Origin of the sequence: Janthinobacterium sp. P210006, from assembly GCF_036231885.1 — a bacterium.
GTDB lineage: Bacteria > Pseudomonadota > Gammaproteobacteria > Burkholderiales > Burkholderiaceae_D > Janthinobacterium > Janthinobacterium violaceinigrum.
In genome coordinates this window covers 764594-785072 of sequence record NZ_JAZARD010000001.1, presented here as the reverse complement: position 1 = coordinate 785072, position 20479 = coordinate 764594, and the positions used below count along the sequence as shown (strand labels likewise).

The window sequence follows — 20479 nt, the reverse complement described above, 5'->3', positions numbered from 1 at the left end:
GAAGCGAAGGACCGGCCGGCAGGCCGCGCTCCCTCGCTTCCATCTATCTGGCATACTGCGCCCATTCTCAATGAACGCAATCTGCCCTGCCTATGAATTACCGCACCCCGCTCGCCCTGCTGCTGGCATCCGCACTGCTCGGCGCCTGCTCGGACAAGACCGCCCCCGCCAGCGCCGACGTGGCCGCTGACGTGGCAGCCGACGTCCCCGCCAGCGCTGCCGATGCGGCATCGACCGAGCACGTGCCGCCGCCAGCCGCCACCGCGCCCAAGACGGACGAAATGAACACGCCGCAGGCGCGCAAGCGGGAAGCGGGCATGATGCGCGCCGTCTTCGGCGACGACTACCGCAGCGACAGCGACGATGCGCTGGCCGACCTGTCCGATCCCGACAACCATGTCGACAAGCTCAGTTATGTCGTCAGCGCCGTCAGCCACAAGCTGCTGCCCGATGGCCGCGCCATCCTGGTGGCGAATGCGGAAACGGCCAACACGGAAGGCACGGCGGAATCGGCGCACGCCTCGTCGGGGCTGTTGAACGTGTTTTTCCTCGCGCCCAAGGGCCAGCCGGAAGACGGCCAGTGGCAAGTGGTGAAACGGCTGGAAAACATCGCCGCCCTGGGTTCGTCGGGACAGCTGGGCGAGGTCCACTGGGTCATGCTGGGTGCGAACAAGCCGGGACTGGCGATCCGCCACGGCTATACGGGCCAGGGCTACACCATCACGCAACTGGCCCTGTTTGAAATCGGCGACGGCAAGGTGACGGCGCTCGATGGCGGCATCGACCTGTACTCGGACAATATGGGCGCCTGCACGCCGGACATGGATGAATGCTGGATGGTGGCAGGCAGCTGGCGCTTTGCGCCAGCGCGCAATGGCGGCAGCTACGATGACCTGCTGATCGATTTCAAGGGCGCGTCCGAGAAGATCAAGCCCGGTGTCACGGTCAAGCCGGACGCAGACCCGCCGCGCATCGCCACGCCCCTGAACGGACACGCGCGCTACGCCTTCGATGGCAAGGGGTATAAATTAGTCGAAGGGAAGAACACGGTGCCTGGCGTATAAGCGAGCCAGCCACCGTCATGGGGCGCCGGCAACTACCGGCGCGCCGCCTCCAGGCGCGCCAGCAGCGGCGCATACATCGAGCGCGTATGGCTGCTCCAGCGGGCCATGGCGCCGTCGATATCGGCGCACAGGCGCTCGGCCAGCACCTTGTCGCCCTGCTGCAGGGCCCAGATCGCATACTCGGCGCGGCAGTCGAAACTGCCGTAACGGGTCAGCGCATCGTCGAATTCCGCCTTCGCCTCCGGCTGGCGCCCGCTTTGCGCCAGCGCGCGTGCCGTCAGCAGGGATACCAGCTCGGGACGGAAATGGATGTCGCTGCGGCGGATGAATTCCAGGTGCGTCAAGGCCTGGGCGCCGCGCCCGCATTCCAGGTAGGCGCGTGCCGCGCCCAGGCGGATTTCCAGGTCCGAGGAAAAGGCGCCCTGCAGGCAGGCTTCATACGTCGATGCCGCTTCCTGCGCATCGCCCGCTTCGAGCAGCGCGCTGGCCAAACGCATCTGGTTCTGCGCCGTCGGCGTGTACTCGAAGGCGGCCTTCGCCTCGCGCAATTCGCGGTTCGGATCCAGCACCTGCACGGCCACCGAGGCGACCTTGCGCGCGCCTTGCGGCAGGCGCGAATTGGGCAGGTAGATGGCGAAGAAATACACCACGCTGCCCAGCAGCGGGAACATGAATAAAATGAGCAGCCAGTACAGCTGCTGCCCGTTGCGCACCACGTGAATCGCAAAAAACAGCGCGATCAGGATGTGGATGCCTATGCCAAAAATCGTCATGTTGCAACCTCGTTCGTGACGGGAGCCGCTGGCACCATGCCGCAGCTTTCCCTGGCTCAATATTACACCGGCCGCCCCGGCAAGCCCGCCGGGGAGACGCGCGAACGGCGAAAAAAAAGCAGGACAGCCGCGAGACCGTCCTGCTTCCCTGCTGCGCCTGTGCGCGTCAGAACGTGCTGATGGCGTTCAGGAACCAGCCCCTGCTGCGGTACGACAGATCCGTCAAGTCGTCCGAGAAGGTCGTGAAGTTGTAGCCGATGCCGATCTTGGCGTGCTTCGCCACATGCCGGTAGACGCCGATCAGGGCGCCGGCGCGCGCATCGCCCGCCTCGCGCGCCTTCAGCCGGCGCGCCTCGATCAGCGCGTCCCACTCCTTGACGATGTGGAAGTCGGCGCGCAGCACCAGCAATTCCGCGCGGCTGGAAAACCACTCGCCTTGCGTCTTCGACGCCCGCAACTGGCCCGTACGCACGCCGAATTTGCCGCCCACGGACAGCCATGGCCGCACGTCATAGGTCGTATCGACATTCAGGATATGGCTTTTCTGCGTGTAGTCGAGCACCCCGCCCGTGACGCCGTCCACCTGGCCTGGCGATGGCAGGTTGTAAAAGTACGTGTACTTGAACAGGGTATTCCAGCGGTCGTTGTCGACGGGACGGTAGGCCGCTCCCGTCACCACTTCCGTGTAGTCGCCATCGTAGAAGGCGCCACGCGTGGAACTGCTGCGCGACAGGTTGAACTTGCCCAGCAATCGCCAATCGCGGTCCAGCTGGTAGCTCAGCGCATTGCGCGTCAGCCACACCTTGCGGTGTTCGCTGTTTGCGTCCGTGGCGCAGCCGCCGTCGGCCGGCACGGTGGCGCAACTGCCCTCCACGGTCCCCAGCGACTTGGTGCGGTCCGTGCGGAACTCCAGCGCGCTGGAAAATTTCAGCCGCTCGTAGGCATACGCCGCCGTCAGGCCGATGGCGTCGCGCTTCAAGTCGCCCGACAGGGGATTCGACAGGGTGCCCGTCTCGAACTTGATGCCCGTAGTCCAGCGCTCGGTGGGCGCCAGGTCCACGCCGAACGCGTGCGTCAGGCTTTGCGGTCCCGCGCCATTGCCCCAGCGGCTCTCCGCAAACAGGCCCGCCCTGTCGTTCAGGCGATAGCGGCTGCCCGCCGTCAAGGTAGACTGGCGGCCGCTGTAGTTCACATCCGGCGTTTCCGTCTCCATGCGGTAGTTCAGGTAAACGCTGCTGCGTTCATCCATCTGCAGGTTGCCGAACAGCTGGCCGCCCGCGCCGCCGCTGCCGCCCGACGCTTCCGCTCCCAGGCGCAGGCGCTCGCTCACCTGATAGGTGCCGCCCAGTCCCGCGCGGTCATTCAGGGCGCGGTTGCCGCTGCGCGACAAGGTATGCTGCACGAAGCCGTACATGTCCCACGGCGCGTACAGCAATCCTGCCACGCGCGCCGAGGCCACGCCGGAAGCGAGCGCGGTGTCGGGGCCGTACTGCGGACCGCCGGCCATGCCCGCCTCTCGGCCCTGCGTCACCAGCTGGCCCGTGATGCCGCCCTGCAGTCCCGGCTGCGGCACGGCGTTCGATGCCGGCGTCCTTTCCAGCGCGCCGTCCCGGGCTTGCTGGCCCTGCTGCAGCGGCCGATAGTCGACGCGCAGCACGGCGTCGCTGCGCCCGCCATCCTGGCTCAGGATGGCGCTGGCATTGTCCCTGCCGATCGCATTGTCGCGGCGGTCGTGCCGCATGCCAGCCGACACGCCCCACTCGGCATCGAGCTTGTGGCGCAGCGCCGCTTCCACGGCGCGCGCATCCTGGCTGGTGGCCGTGCGGTCATCCGCCTTCAGCGACACTTCCGTGCGCTCGCCCAGCGGCACGGTTGCCGCCAGGCCCGTTTGCCGCACGGCTTCGCCGTTCAGGGTCTGCATGCCCGGTCCCGCGTAACCGGCTTCGCGGTCCTGCCAGTAGGCGGCGATGCGGCCGCGCGCCGTGCCGCCCAGGTCGGCCAGGTCCAGCGCGCCGTCGAAGCGCTTCGCGTTGGCGGGGTGGCCGCCCGCCGTCGTCTGGTTGAAATCGAAGCCGCCGCTCGATGAACTGAGCACGCTGCTGGCGTCGCCGCTGGAACGGGCTGCCTCGGCCTTGATCCAGGTGCCCGGCCTGTAGCGCAGGGTCAGGTCCAGCTCCTTGAGGGTCTGGTCCGAACCCTGCTCGCCCTGGTGGTAATTGCTGGCGCCGACGCGCACATGGTCGTTGAACCAGTGGCTGGCGCGCACGCCCACCGAGGTGCCGGAAATGGCGCTCAGGCCCGGCACATATTCGTACGTCGCCACCAGGTACACGGGGTTGCCGCTCAGGCTCGCGCTTTGCACCAGCGCGCCGCCATCGGCCACGGAGGACAGCGGCGAGCGCAAGGTCAGGCGTCCCTGCAGGTAGTTGATTTCATAGTCCTGCGAGGGCGTCAGCTGGATGCGCTCGATCACCAGGCCCGAATCCTTGTCGCGCACTTCCACCCACAGGCGTTCCGACCCCTGCGTCAGGTCCAGGTGGCGCAGATAGTATTGCGAACCGCCCGTGCCGCGAAATTCCTCGCGCGACTGCAGCGTGCCCGGCGAAGCGGCAAAGGCGTTGACCGTGCTGGCCTTTTCGCCATGGCTGGTGCTGGCGGCGCCATTCCACAGCAGATTGGCGCCATACAGGCCGCGGCTGTACTGGGCCAGTTCCGAGCCGCTCCAGGTGGTCTGGAAATTCCCCCACATGACGGAGGAATCGCCTTTTTCCAGGCGCACGTAAAAGCGCCCCTGGGTAGGCGCATCGTCGACGGTGGTGCTGTCGTCGCCGTACACGGGATAGTATTTGTCCGGATCGATGCGGCGCAGCAGGTAGTTCGGATCCTTGCTCTGGAAGTTGTGGAACAGGTCGCGCAGCGGCTGCTCTCGCGTGTCGGCGCTGGCCGTCAGCAGATAGTCGCCCTTGATCTTGCCCTTCAGGTAAAACGCGCCGCGGCCGTCGGCCCAGGTCTCGTTCCTGTAGTGCTGCGTGTCGCCCGTGACCAGTTCGGCCGGCCCTTTCGTGCGGTCGCGGCCAATGGTCAGGTCGGCCAGCGCCACATAGAACCAGTCGCTGTCGGCGATGTTCAGGTTGCGGCGGAAGGTCATACCGGCCCCGCTGTCATCCTTCACGGCCACTTCCACCGTATGCGGGCCAGGGCGCATGATCTGGCGCATGGCGAACTTGCCGCCGGCGTCGACGGGCACGACCATGCCCAGCGCCGTCACCTGCTGGCCAGGCTTGATCTTCTCGCCGCTGATGGTGACGCTGCCGCCCGCGGCATCGATATTGCGCAGGATCAGGCTCGACTCGCCCCAGCCGGCCAGGGCATCGCCGCCGGCCTTCTTGCCCGGTGCGTCGGGCGGCGCCGCATCGAGCAGGCGCAGTGGCTGCAAACGCGTCTCGTCGAACTTGCCGCCTGCGTCGTACACGCGCAGCAGGTAGCCGATCTGCTCCGGCGCATCGGCCGGCGCCTGCCAGGCCGTCGCTACACCCATCGTCGCAGGCACGATGGCAAATGGCTGCTCCTGCGTGCCCTGCCCCTTGGCGAAGATGCGGATCTCGGCGCGCTGCTGGAAAAAAGCGTAGTTGGTGTACGTGCCAAAACGCACGGGCGCCTGGCGCTGCGCGTAGGGCGCCGCCAGCCAGACATTCAAGGCCGGCGCCACATTCAGCGGATCGTACTTGACCTGGATGTCGGAGTGCTCGAGCGCCACGTCGACGCAGCGCTGGCGGTCCGCTTCCTGCTGCGGCGTATCGGTGTCCTGTACCACGCCGTCTATGCTGATGGAGAAGGCCGCATCGCGGTTGGCCAGCTGGCTGGCGACGGCGCAGTCGTCGACCAGCACCACCGTCTCGACGCGCCGGGCGGGCGCGCTTGGCACGGCAGGCAGTTCGGCGGCTTCCTCGTACCAGGCACGGATTTCCGTGCGGCGGTTCTGCGCCATGCCTTGCGGCGTGGCGTTCGACGCGATTGCTTCGCTCTCGCCCTTGCCGCTGGCGGAAAAAGCCGACGCCGGCAAGTCCAGTGCACGCATCAGATAGGCCGTGACGGCCAATGCGCGCGCCTCCGACAGATGCTGGTTCGAGGGGAAGGTCGGCTTCAGCCAGGCGGCGATGCGCTGGTTGTCCGTATGCCCGATCACCTGCACGCGCACCTTCTGCTTGCCGCGCAAACGTGCGGCCAGCGCGTCAAGCCGGGCCGTGGCGGCCGGCAGCAGCACATCGCGGCCGGACTCGAAATTGGTGCCCGACAGCAGGTCGTCGAAGGTCACGCTCTGCTGCGCCGGCGTGGCCGGCGGCACCGCTTCCAGGATCACGCGGCGCTCGGCGCGGCTCAGGCCGGACGGCGCCAGGCCGCTGAAAGCGGGCGACTCCTGTTCCCCGCTCGCGGGCTGCTGCGCCCCCATGCTTTGACCGCGGTCCAACATTTTTCCCCGCAGCGCGTGCTCGTCTGCCATTTGCGCATGCGCGCCCAGGCAGACAAAGCCTATGCCGCCGAGCAAATACACGAGCCGCTTGGGGGCCGGCCTGGCCGCCGCTTTGAAGGTGCCTTGATTGCTAACGTTCATGGTCATTTTCGGTTTCATTGTGCGCCCTCGATCTCGATGACGAGGGGATATTCGTTTTGCAGTGCCTGCCAGCGCGCCTGCATCTCGCTTTCGATCGCCTTGCTGCGGCGCTGCGCCAGCGCGGCATCGCCGCCAGCGGCATACGCGATGCGCAGCACCGATGGCTTGGCGCGCAGGCTGGCCACCAGTCCTTCGATGCGTGCAGCCCATTCCGGCTGCAAGGACGTTTCGCCCGCAAGGAATGCGGCGTCGCTCAGCTCAAGACGCACGACACGGTGGATGGTGGCGCCGAAGTTCAGCTTGACCACCTTGCCTCGGGTCAGGCGCACATCGCGCGGATTTTCCGTCGTGACGCGGTAGCCGCTCGGCAGCGTACGGTCATCGAGCTTCATGACGAAGTTCGAGCCGCGGTCCGCATTCGGAATCGCCGGACAAGCCACGTGGAAGCGTCCTTCCGCATCCGTCGTCACCAGCAAGCCGCGCGCCGTCGCCATGCGCACGCCGGCAATGCCCGCCTCGCCTTCATCCTGGTAGCCGTTCGCGTTCCGGTCATCGAAGACCTTGCCGATGATGTCGGGACAATCGAAAGTGGCATCCGGCACCACCCGCACCGTGGCAGTGGCCAGGTTGGAGATACGCGTATCGCCCGTCGCTGCCCAGGCCTGGTTGACGTATTCGCCGTCGCCAACGCCGCTGCCCACCATCAGCATCAGCTTGTAGGTCTTCTTCTCCTTCGGCGCGAAACCGCTTTCCTTCCAGCGCAAGCTGCGGCCATCGACGAGCGGCTCCGCCGGCACGCCATTGCGGGTCGCGCTGCCGACGCGGTACTTGAAGCCGGCCGGTATCAGGTCGCGCACTTCCATCGCGCCCAGGGTTGCCGCCTGCGGATTGCTGGCCGTGATCGTGTACGGCACCAGGTCGCCGCGCGTGACGTTCAGCATCGGCGTCGTCTTCGTCACCATGATGCTGTCGCTGCCCAGCGGGTCGAGCGGAATATGGTTGTTCAGGATCGGTGCCGAACCGCCATTCGTGATGACAAAGCTCAGGTAGTACTGCGTGGTCCTGGCGCCTCCGGCGACCAGTCCCGTGCAGTTGTTCGGATCGAGTTCCATCTTCGTCGACAATACCGGCGCCGAATCGCTGGCCTGGATAAAGGCCGGATCCGGCACCAGGCCCACCGTCAGCGGTCCCTTGCAGGCCGGCAGGCTGCCGGACGGCGCCAGCAGGTAGTTCGCCGGCGCCACCACGCTCAGCGTATACACGCCGCTGGGGAAGCCGTTCTGCAGCAGGAACTGGTACATGCCGTCGCTGCCCACGGTTTGCGTCTGCTCGGCAACGCCACCGACCAGGTGCGTGGCGCTGTCGAAACCGGCAGGGCCGCTGATCGACACCACGGCGCCGGCCACCGGCTTGCGCGTGACGGAGTCGTACACCACGCCGGCCGGATCGAGCGGCAGATTCTGCTCGACGACACGGTCGCCGTCGCGCAAGGTCAGGTCGCTGATGCGGCTGCCGCCTGGCAGCACCACGCCTTCGCCTCCCGTCGACACGGGCACATTCGGCATGTTGTTGCCATCCTTGAGGAAGGTGATCGCGTAGCCGGAACCCGTCGGCAAGCCGCTCGCCTCGTAGCCGGGGCAATGCAGGTTGTCGAACTGGTAGAAGCCTTTCTCGTCCGTGATGGCGCGGCAGATCAATTTGCCTTCCTGGTGCAGCTCGGCCGTCCAGCCGGCCACGCCAGCCTGGCTGCCGTCGAGCGGACGCACGCGGCTGCCGTCGCGGTTCAGCCATACGTAGCCGTTGATGATGGGCGGCTTCAATTGCGGAATGCCCTTCTCGCCGAACAGATAGCCGCGCATGTCGTCGCCCGCTGCCAGCCGGATGCCCGTGATCGTGTCCTTGTTGCCCACGCCGACAGGCTTGCTGGCATTGGCCGTGCCCACCGATCCTGGCAGCACGGACGTCTTGCCGTCCACATAGCCGGCCGGCTGCGTTTCCGTCACGGTGTAGCCGGCGGCGTCGCTGACCGGCACCGTATCGAACAGATAGCTGCCGTCGGCGCCCGTCACCACGCTCAGCTTGACGGGCTTGCCATCGACGGACGTGCCGCTCAGGGCCACCGTCACGCCGGCAATGCCTTGCTCGCCATCGTTGCGGATGCCGTCGTTATTCAGGTCGGCATACACCACGCCACCGAGCTTGCCCAGCATATGGCGTTCGCCAAACAGGTAGCCGCTCGCCTGCGTCGCCACCGGCAGCACGATGTCGCTGATCGTGTTGTGTTCCGGGGCCGCGCCGAAGCTGGCGTTGTTGACCTTGCCGCCGGCACTGCCGGCCGTTTCGCGGCCGTCAAGATACACGGCAGGCTGGTTTTCCAGCAGGCTGTAGGTACCGGCCGGCAGGCCGTCGAAGCGGTAGCTGCCGTCGCTTCCCGTCACCGCCGTACGGCTAAAGCCGTTCGCGCCGCGCACAGTGACTTCGATGTCGGCGATGCCCGCTTCGCCCGCGTCCATGGCGCCGTTGTCGTTCAGGTCGCGATACACGAAACCGCGCAACGACGACACCTGTTCACGGAAATCATAGCCGCTGCCATTGCCCTGGGGCGGCAGGACGATGCCACTGATGACATCGACCGCGCCGGTACCGACCGGCTTGCCGTTGATGCTGCCGACAAAGGTCCCCGTCGCACCCGGATAGTTGCCCAGGCCGGCCGGCTGCGTTTCAGTGACCGTGTAGCCGGCCGGACCCGATGGATACAGGCCAGGGAACGTGTAGCTGCCATCGGCGTCCGTGACGACGGTGACATTGACCGGCTTGCCGTGGCTGTCGATGCCGCTCAGCGTCAGGCTCACGCCCGGCAGGCCCTCGCCCTTCTCGTAGCTGCCGCTGTCGTTGGCATCGCCGTACACGCGGCCGGCAATGCTCGCCGCCTGCAGTTCGCCGAAGTCAAAAAGCGTATGGCTCTTCGCCGCATCGAATGGAATGCGCGCGATGGTATTGGCCGTGCCGATGTCGCAGGCCGGATTGGCGCAGGAGGCGGCGCCGTCGATCAGGCCCTTGCGCTGGCGTCCGTCCAGGTAGGCGGCCGGCTGCGTTTCCACCAAGGTATAGCCGGCCGCATTCGCGTGCGGCAGGTCCCGGAAGCTGTAGCTGCCGTCAGCGGCCGTGATGGCCGCGCGGTTGACCGACGTGACGCCGTCGCGGGCGATGCCGGACAGGCTGACGGTAACGCCGGCGATGCCCGTGGTTTCACCCGCGTCGCGTACGCCATTGTCGTTGGCATCGACGTAGACGGCGCCGCTGATGGCGCCCGTCTTCTCGCCGAAATCGTAGCCCGTCAATTGCGCGCCCGGCGCGAGCGTGATGGCGCTGACCACGTTGGCTACGCCGGTGTTGCCGCCGCCATTGCCGGCCGCTTGCGCCGCATCGGCGTAATTGACCGGCTGCGTTTGCGTCACGGTATAGGTACCGGCGAGCAGGCCGTCGAAACGGTAGACGCCGCTGGCATCGGTCAGCACCGTCACGGCACCGCCTGCGCCACCCGTCAGTGTCAAGGTCACGCCCGCCAGCGGCGTGTCGCCGCTGCCGGCCGCGCCATTGCCATCCACGTCGAGGTACACCTTGCCGGCAATGCTGCCCGTCAGTTCGCCAAAATTGTAATCACGCGCGCTGCCGCCGTTCGGCAGCACGATGCCGCTGAACTGATCGAAACGGGGTGCACTGCCGCCGATGCGGCCTGTCGCGACGCCATTGACCGTGCCCACGCTTTCCGCGCCATCGAGGTAGGCGGCAGGCTGGGTTTCAGCCACGGCATAGCCGTTGCCGTCGCTTTGCGGCAGGCCCGTGAAGCTGTAGCCGCCGTCGGCCGCCGTTTGCAGCGTGCACACGGCAGGCACGATCACGCTGCAGACGTCGAAGCCGTCCGCCGTGGTGCCCGACAGGGTGAGCGTCACGCCCGCGATGCCCATCTCGCCCCCATCCTTGCGGCCGTTGCGGTTCGCATCGACATACACGTAGCCGGACAGCGACTGCGCCACGCCGCCCGACGCGCCTGGCGCCTGGCCGAAATGGTAGCCCGTCGCCGTGGCGCCGGGCAGCAGCACGATGGCGCCGGCAGTGCGGATTGCCGCACCGGGCACGCCCGTGCCAGGCACGCGCACGGCGCCGCCGATCAGGCCACCGAGGCTGCCAGCCTGCGCACCCGTGTGATACAGGCTGGCCGGCGGCGTGACCGTCACGGCATAACCGGCAGCATCGCTCGGCGCCAGGCCCGCAATCAGGTAGCTGCCATCGGCGCCCGTCTGGAAGGTGCAGCTCGGTACGCCATTGCCCGGACAGACGGGACGACCGAGATGGTCGTTGCCGCTCAAGGTCAGCGTGACGCCGGCCACGCCCGTGCTTTCGCCACCCTGGCGCACCGCATCGCGGTTGCTGTCCATGTAGACGCTGCCGGCAATCGACGCCAGCGCCAGTTCGCCGAAATTGCGCTCGGTGTAGCTCTGGCCCGGTTCGATGCTGCCGATGACGATGCCTTCCGGCGCCGCGCGTCCCGCGCTGTTCGCCACGACATTGCCGGCGCCGTTCTGCTCCTTGCCATCCGCATGGCCGGCAGGCTGGACCAGTTCCGTCACCGTGTAGGATTCTCCCAGACGGCTAGGCGGAACATTGGTGAAGCTGTATTTGCCATTGGCGTCAGTGGTGGCCGTGCATGCGCTGCCCATCGCCACGCACACGTCGGCGCCCCAGAAGGTCAGGCCGGAGAGCTTCACCTGCACGCCAGCGATGCCATTTTCGCCCGCCTCGCGCAAGCCGTTGTTGTTCCTGTCGGCGTACACGTAGCCGCTGATGGCCGCATGCGCGTATTCCTGGAACAGGTAGCCCGTCGCCGCCGTATTCGGCGCCAGCACGATCTGGCCGATGGTGTTGTGCGCCGCGCTGGCGGAGCAGTTGGCGCCGTTGTCGCAGCTGGCCGGCGGCGGCGTGCCACCGGCCGTGCCCGCGACTTCAAACAGGTCGGCGTAGCTGGCCGGCTGTGTCTCGACGAGGGTGTAGCCGCCGGCCGCGGAGCGCGGCAGGCGGTCGAACAGGAAGTCGCCGCTGCTGGTGCTGAGGGTCAGCGGCGCGCCCGCCGTGCCGATATCGTTGCCCCAGAAATCCTGGCCGTACAGCGAGAACGTCACGCTGCTGGTGATTTTTTCACCGGCATCCATGCCGTTGCTGCGGTTCGCATCGTTATACACGGAGCCGGCGATGCTCGACTTGACGATCTGCACGTCGACGCTGGCACTGTTGTTGCCGGCGTTCGGATCGCGCGAGGTCCCCGGCGTCGGCACGATGCTGGCGGTATTCGTGATGTTGCTGGCGAACGGTCCCGCATAGGCCGGGTATGGCGCCTTCACGGGGATGGTGATGGTGACCAGGTTGGCCGTATCGGCGGCGCCCGAGGCAATCGGCAGCACGCCCAGCGTGCACGTCACGGTGACCGGCGAACCGCTGCTGACGCAGTTGTTCAAGGCCAGCGCAGCGCCCGAGCCGAGACGCGCCGTCGGTGGGCCCGTCAGCACGAAACCGGCCGGCAGCACATCGGTGACGACCGTGCTGGCCGCCAGGGCGGGCCCCAGATTGCCCACCACCAGGGTGTAGCTGAAGGGCTGGTTGATGCTGAACGGCGATGCGGGCGAGACGGTTTTCGACACCAGCATCAGATCGGTCTTCGGCAGCACGGTGGTGGTTTCTTCCACCACGTTGTTCGTCGCCAGCTTGTCGCCGGCAAACGGCGCCGCGCCCGTTTCCAGCGATTCGACGCTGGCGTTGATCTTGTAGGTGATCGATCCCAGCGGTGCATTGCTGACGGGACCCGTATCGAATTTCAGGCCGAACACGCGGCTGGCGCCACTGGACAGCGTGCTGTCGCCGGGCAAGCTGGCCAGGTAGCACACGAGGTTCGTGCCCGCGCCGCCCGGCTGGCTGCACGCGGCGCCGGCCGGCAAGGTGCTGCCCGCGGCATTCCACAGCATGGTATACGGCGCGGCCGCACCATTCTGCGGCGGCGGTACGGGCGTGACGACCAGCTTCAGGCCCGTGGCCAGCGATGGCCCGTTGTTTTGCACGGTGACCCGATACACGAGCGCATCGCCGAACGGGCTCTGTTCATAGCCCGTATCGACGGCCGACACGCTCAGGTCCAGCTCCTTGCTGATCACGGTGACGGTGGTGCTGTTGCTGTTGTTGGCCGCATTGCTGTCGTCGGTCATCGTGCTGATGGTGGCGCTGCTGGCATAGGTCGCGTCGAGCGCATCGGGATACGGGAACACGGGAATGACCGAGAAGATCAGCTGGCGCGTCTCGCCATCGGCGAGTCCAAAGGTCCGGCATTCGATGCCGGATTGTCCCGCATAGGGCGCACCGCTGAAGGCGGGCACCAGCGTGCATTGCGCGGCGCTGCCCGCGATGCTGGCCGAGCCGGCCACATACGCCATGCGGGCCGGATCGATGACCTGGCGCAGCACCACGTTGGCCGCGCTGCTGGGACCATTGTTGCGGATCGAGGTGGTGAACACCAGCGGCACGCCGACGCGCACGGGGTTCGGCGCACCGGACATCGCCGTGACGCCGACGTCGGCCAGCGGCATCACCGTGACGGTGGCGCCGGAGCTGTTGTTGGCCGCATCGGTGTCGATGGCATCGGGGCTCGATACCGTGGCGGTATTGAGCAAGGCGCCGTCCTTCAACGGACGGTTGAGCGTGATGGTGATGCTGCGCGATGCGCCATTGCCCAGGTTTAGCAGCGTGCACGTGATGGTCGATGCAAAGCTGCAGCTTTCGCCGGCGCCGCTGCCGGCCAGCACGACACTGCCGCCCGTGGTGCCGCCGCTGCCGTTGTACCAGTGCGGCAAGGCGTCGACCACCTTGACGGTCGGCGCGCTGTCCGGACCCGCATTGCTGACCACCAGGGTATAACTGAAGGTATTCGAGGCGGCCGGCAAGCTGGCCAGGGACGCCGTCTTGACGATGGCTAGGTCGACGTTCAACGGCGTCGACGTGACGCTGGCGGTGGCGCAATTGCCCGTGCTCGCATTGTCCGGCGGCTGGTGCGCCGACCCGGCGGCCATGCCGGTACAGGCGGTATTGCTCAAGGTGCCGGAAAAACCCGCTTGCGCGCGCGTGGTCAGCACCAGGGCAGGCAGTTTCGCGCCGCGCGCCAGGCTGCCGGAGATCGTGTAGGTACAGGTCACCAGCTGGCCCGCCGCGCTGCACGTCCAGCCGGCGCCGCTGGCGCCCACATAGCTTTCTTGCGGCGACAAGGTATCGGTCACGGTCACGGTGCCGCTGGCGGCACTGGTGGAGGTGCTCGCATTGGTGACCGTGATGGTATTGGTGATCAGGCCATTGGCCGCGACCAGTCCTGGCGACTTGCTCTTGGTCAGGGTCAGGTGGGCGAATGGCGCGACGATGGTGTAGGTGGCCGAGGCGGGATTGTTCAAGCCGTCGAGCGGAGCGCTGCGTGCCACGTCCACCACGTTGGCGCCGCCCGTCGCGCCCGTGGCGACGGTCAGTGGAATCAGGAACTTGGAAGAGGTGGCGCCCAGCGCCAGCGCGCCGACATTGCAGGTGATCGTCTGGCCAGCCCTGGCGCAGCCGGCCGGCAAGGTGCCGATGGTGAAATCGCCGGACACCGTCGTCTTCACGGTGACGCCGCTGGCGTCCTGCGTGCCGCTATTGACGGCCCACAGGTTCAGGCTGACCGCCTCGCCCTGCGTCAACGAGCTCAGGCCGCTGGCGTTCGACACGAGGGTTTGCCGGGCATCGAGGTCGGTGCCCGGCTTGACCGTGACGATGACCTGGCTCGGTCCGTTGTTGCCGTCTTCCGGATCGCCCGTCTGCAAGTCGCTCGATGCCACCGACGCGCCGTTGGTGATGGTGCCGGCGATGCTCTTGACGATGCGCCCGCCGATCGTGATGGGGGGAGCTTGCTGCCCGACGCCGATGGCTGCGCCGCTGTAGGTACAGGTCAGCACGGTGCCCGAACGGGTGCATGCCCAGCCCGTGCCTGACGCCGACGCGTAGGTAAAATCTGCGCTGGCCGGCAGGTTATATGTGACCCTGAATTGCGATGCGCTGTCCGGACCGGCATTTGCCACGTCCACCCGGTAGCCCACCGTTGCGCCGGCCGCTGCCGTACAAGCGGCGGGGCAGCCGCTCAAGCCCGTCGTGCCGCTGGCGGCGACGCTCAGGTCCGCGCCCTTGATGACGGTGACCGTCTTGATCGAATCGTTGTTGAAGCTGTTGCCGTCCGTGTCCACGTTGACAAAGGACACGCTGGCCTTGGTCACCACGGCAGACGCCGCCGAGCCCGTGCCGCTGAAATTGACCGTCCAGTTCGCGGTCTTGACCAGTCCGTTGCGCGTGCAAGTGAGCAATTGCGGACTGGCGGCCAGATTGAAGGCGCAGCCAGCCGGCGCCGTGCTCGATGCAAAATTCACATTGGCCGGCAGTTCCACCGCCAGGCGCACAGTGCCCGTCGCATCGACCAGGTCCTCATTGTTCGTCACCACCACCGAAAAGCTGGCCTTGCCGCCGCGCGGCACGGGGTCCGGCGCTTGCAGATAGGCGGAAACGGACAAGTCGATTGTCGCCGCCGACGCCGATCCCGCCGCGCCAAGGGTGCAGCAACAGGCGATCAGCCATAGCAGGCGCTGCAGGAGACCGCGCGGCCCTCCCCGCTTGCAGGAGATCAGACAGGAGAAAATAGTGCGCAAAAAGGAGGACATAGGCATGGCAGTCGTCAGGGGGTTGTGCGGTGTGCTGCAACGGCACTTCCGGCCCAGAAAAAACAGCGAACGGCCTGTTTTTTCACCCTGCGGACATGGCAAGGCGGCACGAAAGTCAACAAATATTCAATGTGTAATTTATGACAACATTGAGAATTTGCGACATTCTGGTGCATTTTTTAATGCATTACAAGCAATAAAAATATTAAATAATTAATTAATTGAAATTATCAAGGAAATACAAAAAACCTTCAAAGACACTTGCTTTAATGTCAATTCATGTGTCTATTTTGTTATTTTTTTAAATTGGTACTAAGCCAGGTTTTTTGGCTTTCCGCCCGGAGGATGGAGAAAAAAGAGGGGAAAGACGCCAATTTCGGCCTATATGCCACTATGTACGCTACAGTACATATCAGAAAAGAAAGTGTTAGCCATGTGATACTAAAAATAATTGAAATGACAATGTTTATTGGTATCACAGGCGCTGCACGGCAGAAATCGTAAAAAAATTCCATGCGGAAATTTTTTATGCGCGGCAACGTGAAAAGGAAGTTGTAAAAGTACAACGAAGAAGATCGGCAGCGCGCCGCCGCGGACAGGGGAAAAACGGGGATGTGTCAAAAAAGGCGGCACGGGGGAGACTGCCCCGCCGGCATCCTGGCCAACACCGCGGATGCGGCGGCAACCGGCAGGCTGTCTGCCGCGACGGGGACCGGGCGCTAGTCCCGACCGATGCAGACATCCGCTGCCGGCAGCTGCGCTAAGGACGGGCTCCCGCCGACCAGCCGCCGCCCATGGCCCGGTACAGGTCGACCGAGGCGACGAGGATGCGCGTCTTCAGCTGCAGCAAGCCCACGTCGGCGCTGTACAGGGTGCGCTGGGCGTCCAGCTCTTCCAGGTAGGAGGCGTAGCCATTGCGGTAGCGGTTATGCGCGATGCGCAGGGTATCTTCCGCCGTAGCGCGGCGCGCGTCGTTTTCCACGGCTTGCTGCTTGAGCCGGTAAATGGCGCCCAGGCTGTTCTCCGTTTCCGCGAAGGCGTTGCGCACCACGTTTTCATACGTGTACGCTAGCTGGTCGCGCTGCGCACCGGCCACATCGGTCTGCGCCTGTACGCGCCCGCCGTCGAACAGGGGGCCGGCCGCCAGCGCCGTCAGCCGCCACAGGGCCGTCGGCGCATGCAGGAAATCCGTCAGCGTCGTGGCTTGCCCGCCGCCCACGGCCGTCAGCTTGAACGAGGGCAGCAGCTGGTCGCGCGTGGCGGCCAGGCTGGCATTGGCGGCCGCCAGGTTGTGTTCCGCGCGCGCGATGTCGGGCCGCCGGCGCAGCAATTCCGACGGCAGGCCGGCTGGCACGCCAGGCGCCGCCAGGTCGGCCAGCGGCAAGCCGCGCGCGATGGGGCCGGGATTGCCGCCGACGAGGACGGCCAGCGCGTTTTCCTGTTCAAAGATCTGCCGCTGCAGCTGCGGCACCTGCTCGGCTGCCGCATGGTATTCCGATTGCGCCTGCAGCCATTCCAGCCGCGAGCTGTAGCCCACCTCGAACTGCTTGCGCGCCAGCTCGCGCGATTGTTCGCGCAGCTGCAGGGTCGATTGCGTGAGCGCCAGCTGCGCGTCCAGGCCCCGCAGATTCAGATAGGCCGTGGCCACGCTGGCGGCGATCGACAGGGCGGCCGCATCGAGGCTGGCCTGTTCGGCGCGGTAGCTCTCGCCCGCCGCGTCGCTCAGGCTGGCCAGCCGGCCCCACACGTCGATTTCATAGCTGGCCTGCAGTTCGGCCTGGAAGACATTCGTCACATACGGCTTGCCGCTGGAGGCCAGGGTGCGCGTGCGCGTGGGCGAGCCGTCGAAGGCCAGGTTCGGCGCGCGGTTCGCATCGGCCTGTGCCAGCCGCGCGCGGTATTCCTGCACGCGGGCGCGCGCCACGCGCAAGTCGCCATTGCGCGCCAGCGCTTCGCCCACCAGGTCGCTCAGCACGGGGTCGCCGAAGGCCTGCCACCACAGCTGCTCCACCTGCGCGCCAGTTGCCGCAGGCGCGCCGGCCGCGTGCGCGCGCCAGCCGGACGGCAGCTGCAAGGCCGACGGGGGTGGCAAGGGCGCGTTGGCGGCGCAGCCGGCCAGCGCCAGCGCACCCGCCATCAACAAGGCGCGGCGTGTCATGGCTTGGCCTTTGCGGCTGCCTTTTTCGGCGGCGCCGGCGGTGGCGCGGGATTGTCCGCCGAGTCGTTCAGCACGGCGGACGTGTCGACGCTGACCACCACCGACATGCCGGGCACGAGCCGGCGCGCATTCGCCTGGCCCGGATCGATGCGGATGCGCACGGGAATGCGCTGGGCGATCTTGAGGTAATTGCCCGTCGCGTTATCGGCCGGCAGCACGGAAAATTCGGAACCGGTGGCCGGCGAGATGCGTTCCACCTGGCCCGTCAGCACGGCGCCGTCGAGCGCATCGACGTGGAAGGTGGCGCTCTGCCCTTCCTGCACGCCGTTCATCTGCGTTTCCTTGAAGTTGGCGATCACCCACATCTGGCGCGGCACCAGCGCCATCAGCTGCGCGCCCGAATTCACGTACGCGCCCTGGCGCACCGTCACCTGGCCCAGCTGGCCGTCGGAAGGGGCCACGATGCGCGTGTTGTCGAGGTCGATCTTCGCTGCCTTGATGGCTGCCTGCGCATTCGCCACGGCCGCTTCCAGCGCCTGCTTGTTGACCACCACGCTATGCACGCTTTGCTGGGCAATGTCGAGATTGGCCCGCGCCTGCGCCAGCGCGGCGGCCATCTGCGCCTGTGCGGCGCGCGACTGGTCGTGTTCGCGCTGCGACAGGGAACCGTCGGCCACCAGCTGTTCCACGCGATTCAAGTCGGCGCTGGCCTTGCGCGCCTGCGCTTCCGCATTGGCCAGCGCCGCCTCGCTGACGGAAATGCCCGCCTGCGCGCTGGCCTTCTGCTGCGCCCAGTTCGACAGCGCCGCCTGCTGCGCCGCCAGCTGGGCCTGCGCCTGCTCGTAGCGCTGCTGGTAGATGCGATCGTCGATGCGCACCAGCAGCTGGCCTTCCTTCACATCCATGAAATCCTGCACCATCACTTCCACCACATAGCCGGACAGCTGCGTGCCGATGATCGTCACCTGCCCCCGCACGGTGGCGTTTTCCGTCGTCACGATGGGGCTGGTGAAGGGCGGCAGGCGCCACGCGTACAGCACGATCAGCACGCCCACCAGCGCCACGGCGGCAAAGGCCAGCGCGGACAGCCACTGGTGGCGCCGGTCCGGCTGCGCCGTGGACGAGGCGGCGGGCGCGGCGGCGGGCGCTGCCGGTGCCGGAGCAGGAGCGGGTGCGGGAGGTGGCGGTGGATTCTTATTGTCTGTCATTGCTCGGTTCCGAATTGGTAATGGGGACGATGGCCATGGCCGTCTGCGCATCGCGCACGGGGCCGACCAGGCGCCGCGCGCCGGTGGTGATGCGGGTCCAGGACTGGCTGACCAGCATCCACAGCAAGGTGGCGATGGCGACGCCGGCGATCATCAGAAAAACGTCGTTGTAGGCCAGCACATTGGCTTCACGCGTGGCGATGGCGCCCAGCCGCGCCACGCCCTGGGCGCTGCGCAGCGCCGGGTCCCCCAGCACGCTGCCATAGCTTGCGGCGCCCGACTGCACGCGTGCGGCCACTTGCGGATCGAGCATGGTCAGGTGCTCGACCAGGTAGCTGGAATGGTATTTCTCGCGCGCCGTCTGGATCGTGCCGACGATGGCCGAACCGAGCAGGCCGCCCAGGTTCTGCGTCATGGTAAACATCACGGAAAAGCTGACCAGGTTGCGCGGCTCGGCGATGACGGCGCCCATGCCGGCCACCATGGTGGGGCCCAGGAAATACGTGCCGCCAAAGGCCAGCAGGAACTGGCTCAGGTACATATTGACGGGGCGCGTCTGGCTGGTGGCGTGCGCGTCGATCAGCGCGCCAAGGGCGATCAGCAGCAGCGCGAACATCAGCGAGCGGTGGATGGTGGCGGGATTGATGGTCAGCGCGCTGACCACCAGGCCCGCCACGCTGCCCAGGAGCACCACGATGAACAGGTTCTGCATCTGGTCCGTGTTCAAGCCCAGCGCCTGCAGGAAGCCAACGGCCCCCGTCGATTCGGACAGCACGACGCGAAACAGCAGCACGGATAAAAACAGCTTGGCGATCTTGCCCGTGGTGAGCCAGCGCGTGTTGAGCAGCGGGCGCGCGCGGTTATGCTCGATGGCCAGCGATGCGGCGATCAGCACGATGGAACACGCCAGGCACACGCCCACCCATTCGGCTTCCATCCACCAGGCCGTGCGTCCCTGCGCCAGCACGGCGCACAGCAGCGCCACGCCGGGCGCGAACAGGATGAAGGTGAGGAAATCGAGGGGCTCGAAGGTTTGCACGCGGTCGCCGGGCGGCAGTTTCAGGGCCAGCACGCAGCCCAGCGCCAGCAGGGTCAGTCCCAGCTCGAACAGATACAGGCCGTGCCATTCGCCGATCTGCAGCAGTTCGGACGTGAAGATGCGCGCCAGCGGCAGCGCCAGCTGGGCAAAGCCCAGGCCCAGCACGACGCCCTTGAGCCGATGCCGCGCGGGAAACGCCTGCAAGGTGTAGTACAGGCCCAGCACCCCCAGCGCGCCGCCCACCATGCCATGCGCGGCCCGCACGGCGATGGCCGACGGCAGGGTATTCGCATACAGGTGGGCGAAGGTGACCAGCGCGTACAGCACGAGGAAGAATTCGGTAAACAGGCGCAGGCCGAACTGCTGGCGGAATTTCACCAGCAGCAGATTCATGGAAACGATGGTCATCACGTAGGCGGCCGGCAGCCACTGCATCTGATACGCATACGCGCCCAGCGAACCCTGCAGGTTCAGCAAATTGGCCGTCACCAGGCCGTTACCCAGCCCGCCCGTCAGCGCGACGATCAGGCCGACGATGAAATACGCGACGCGCTTGGGCGTCGAATGTTCGGGCGTCGATGGCGACCCAGGCAGGTTCGGGCGTTCGCCCGGCCCCCAGGTCCGTGGTGTGTACTTGTCCATGCGGCAATCGCGATCTAGTTTGCTGAAACCGTTCTTTGCTGCAGCTCTACTGCTATTAAGCAAACAGTTGCAAATGAACAGTTCTAGTCAGCAGCATATCACCGCAGGACGTTTTTATTGTTTACATTGTTGGACGGCGTTGCGCAGACAGGGCAAACAGGATAGGCGGCCGGACCGGCGAGGCCGGACCCGGCGGATCCGCCCCCATTCCC

7 protein-coding genes are annotated in these 20479 nt (G+C 66.4%); 1 reads left to right on the top strand and 6 read right to left on the bottom strand.

The genetic code is table 11. The annotated features are described in order from the left end of the window. Window positions 1-92: 92 nt before the first annotated feature. Window positions 93-1064, top strand: a complete 972-nt coding sequence (locus VPH41_RS03475) for a hypothetical protein (RefSeq protein WP_287779689.1) — start codon at window positions 93-95, stop codon at window positions 1062-1064. Window positions 1065-1096: 32 nt separating this feature from the next. Here the strand turns inward: VPH41_RS03475 and VPH41_RS03470 are convergent, their stop codons facing one another. From VPH41_RS03470 to VPH41_RS03445, 6 genes are all read right to left on the bottom strand, one after another. Then, window positions 1097-1837: a tetratricopeptide repeat protein gene (locus VPH41_RS03470; RefSeq protein WP_328568976.1), complete on the bottom strand. Its 741-nt coding sequence runs from the start codon at window positions 1835-1837 to the stop codon at window positions 1097-1099. A 166-nt stretch (window positions 1838-2003) separates the two neighbouring features. Next, the gene (locus tag VPH41_RS03465; protein ID WP_328568975.1) at window positions 2004-6449 is read right to left on the bottom strand and encodes an OmpA family protein; all 4446 of its coding nucleotides are present in this window, start codon (window positions 6447-6449) and stop codon (window positions 2004-2006) included. A 14-nt stretch (window positions 6450-6463) separates the two neighbouring features. After that, entirely contained in the window at window positions 6464-15073 is an 8610-nt protein-coding gene (locus VPH41_RS03460) for an SdrD B-like domain-containing protein (protein ID WP_328568974.1), read from the bottom strand. 907 nt (window positions 15074-15980) lie between these two features. After that, entirely contained in the window at window positions 15981-17378 is a 1398-nt protein-coding gene (locus tag VPH41_RS03455) for an efflux transporter outer membrane subunit (protein ID WP_328568973.1), read from the bottom strand. Further along, a complete protein-coding gene (locus VPH41_RS03450) occupies window positions 17375-18586 on the bottom strand; it encodes an HlyD family secretion protein (protein WP_328568972.1) in 1212 nt (403 codons plus the stop codon). Before VPH41_RS03450 ends, VPH41_RS03455 begins: the two co-directional genes overlap by 4 nt. Further along, window positions 18573-20267: an MFS transporter gene (locus tag VPH41_RS03445; RefSeq protein WP_287774861.1), complete on the bottom strand. Its 1695-nt coding sequence runs from the start codon at window positions 20265-20267 to the stop codon at window positions 18573-18575. The genes VPH41_RS03450 and VPH41_RS03445 overlap by 14 nt, the downstream gene beginning before the upstream one ends. Between the last annotated feature and the right edge of the window lie 212 nt (window positions 20268-20479).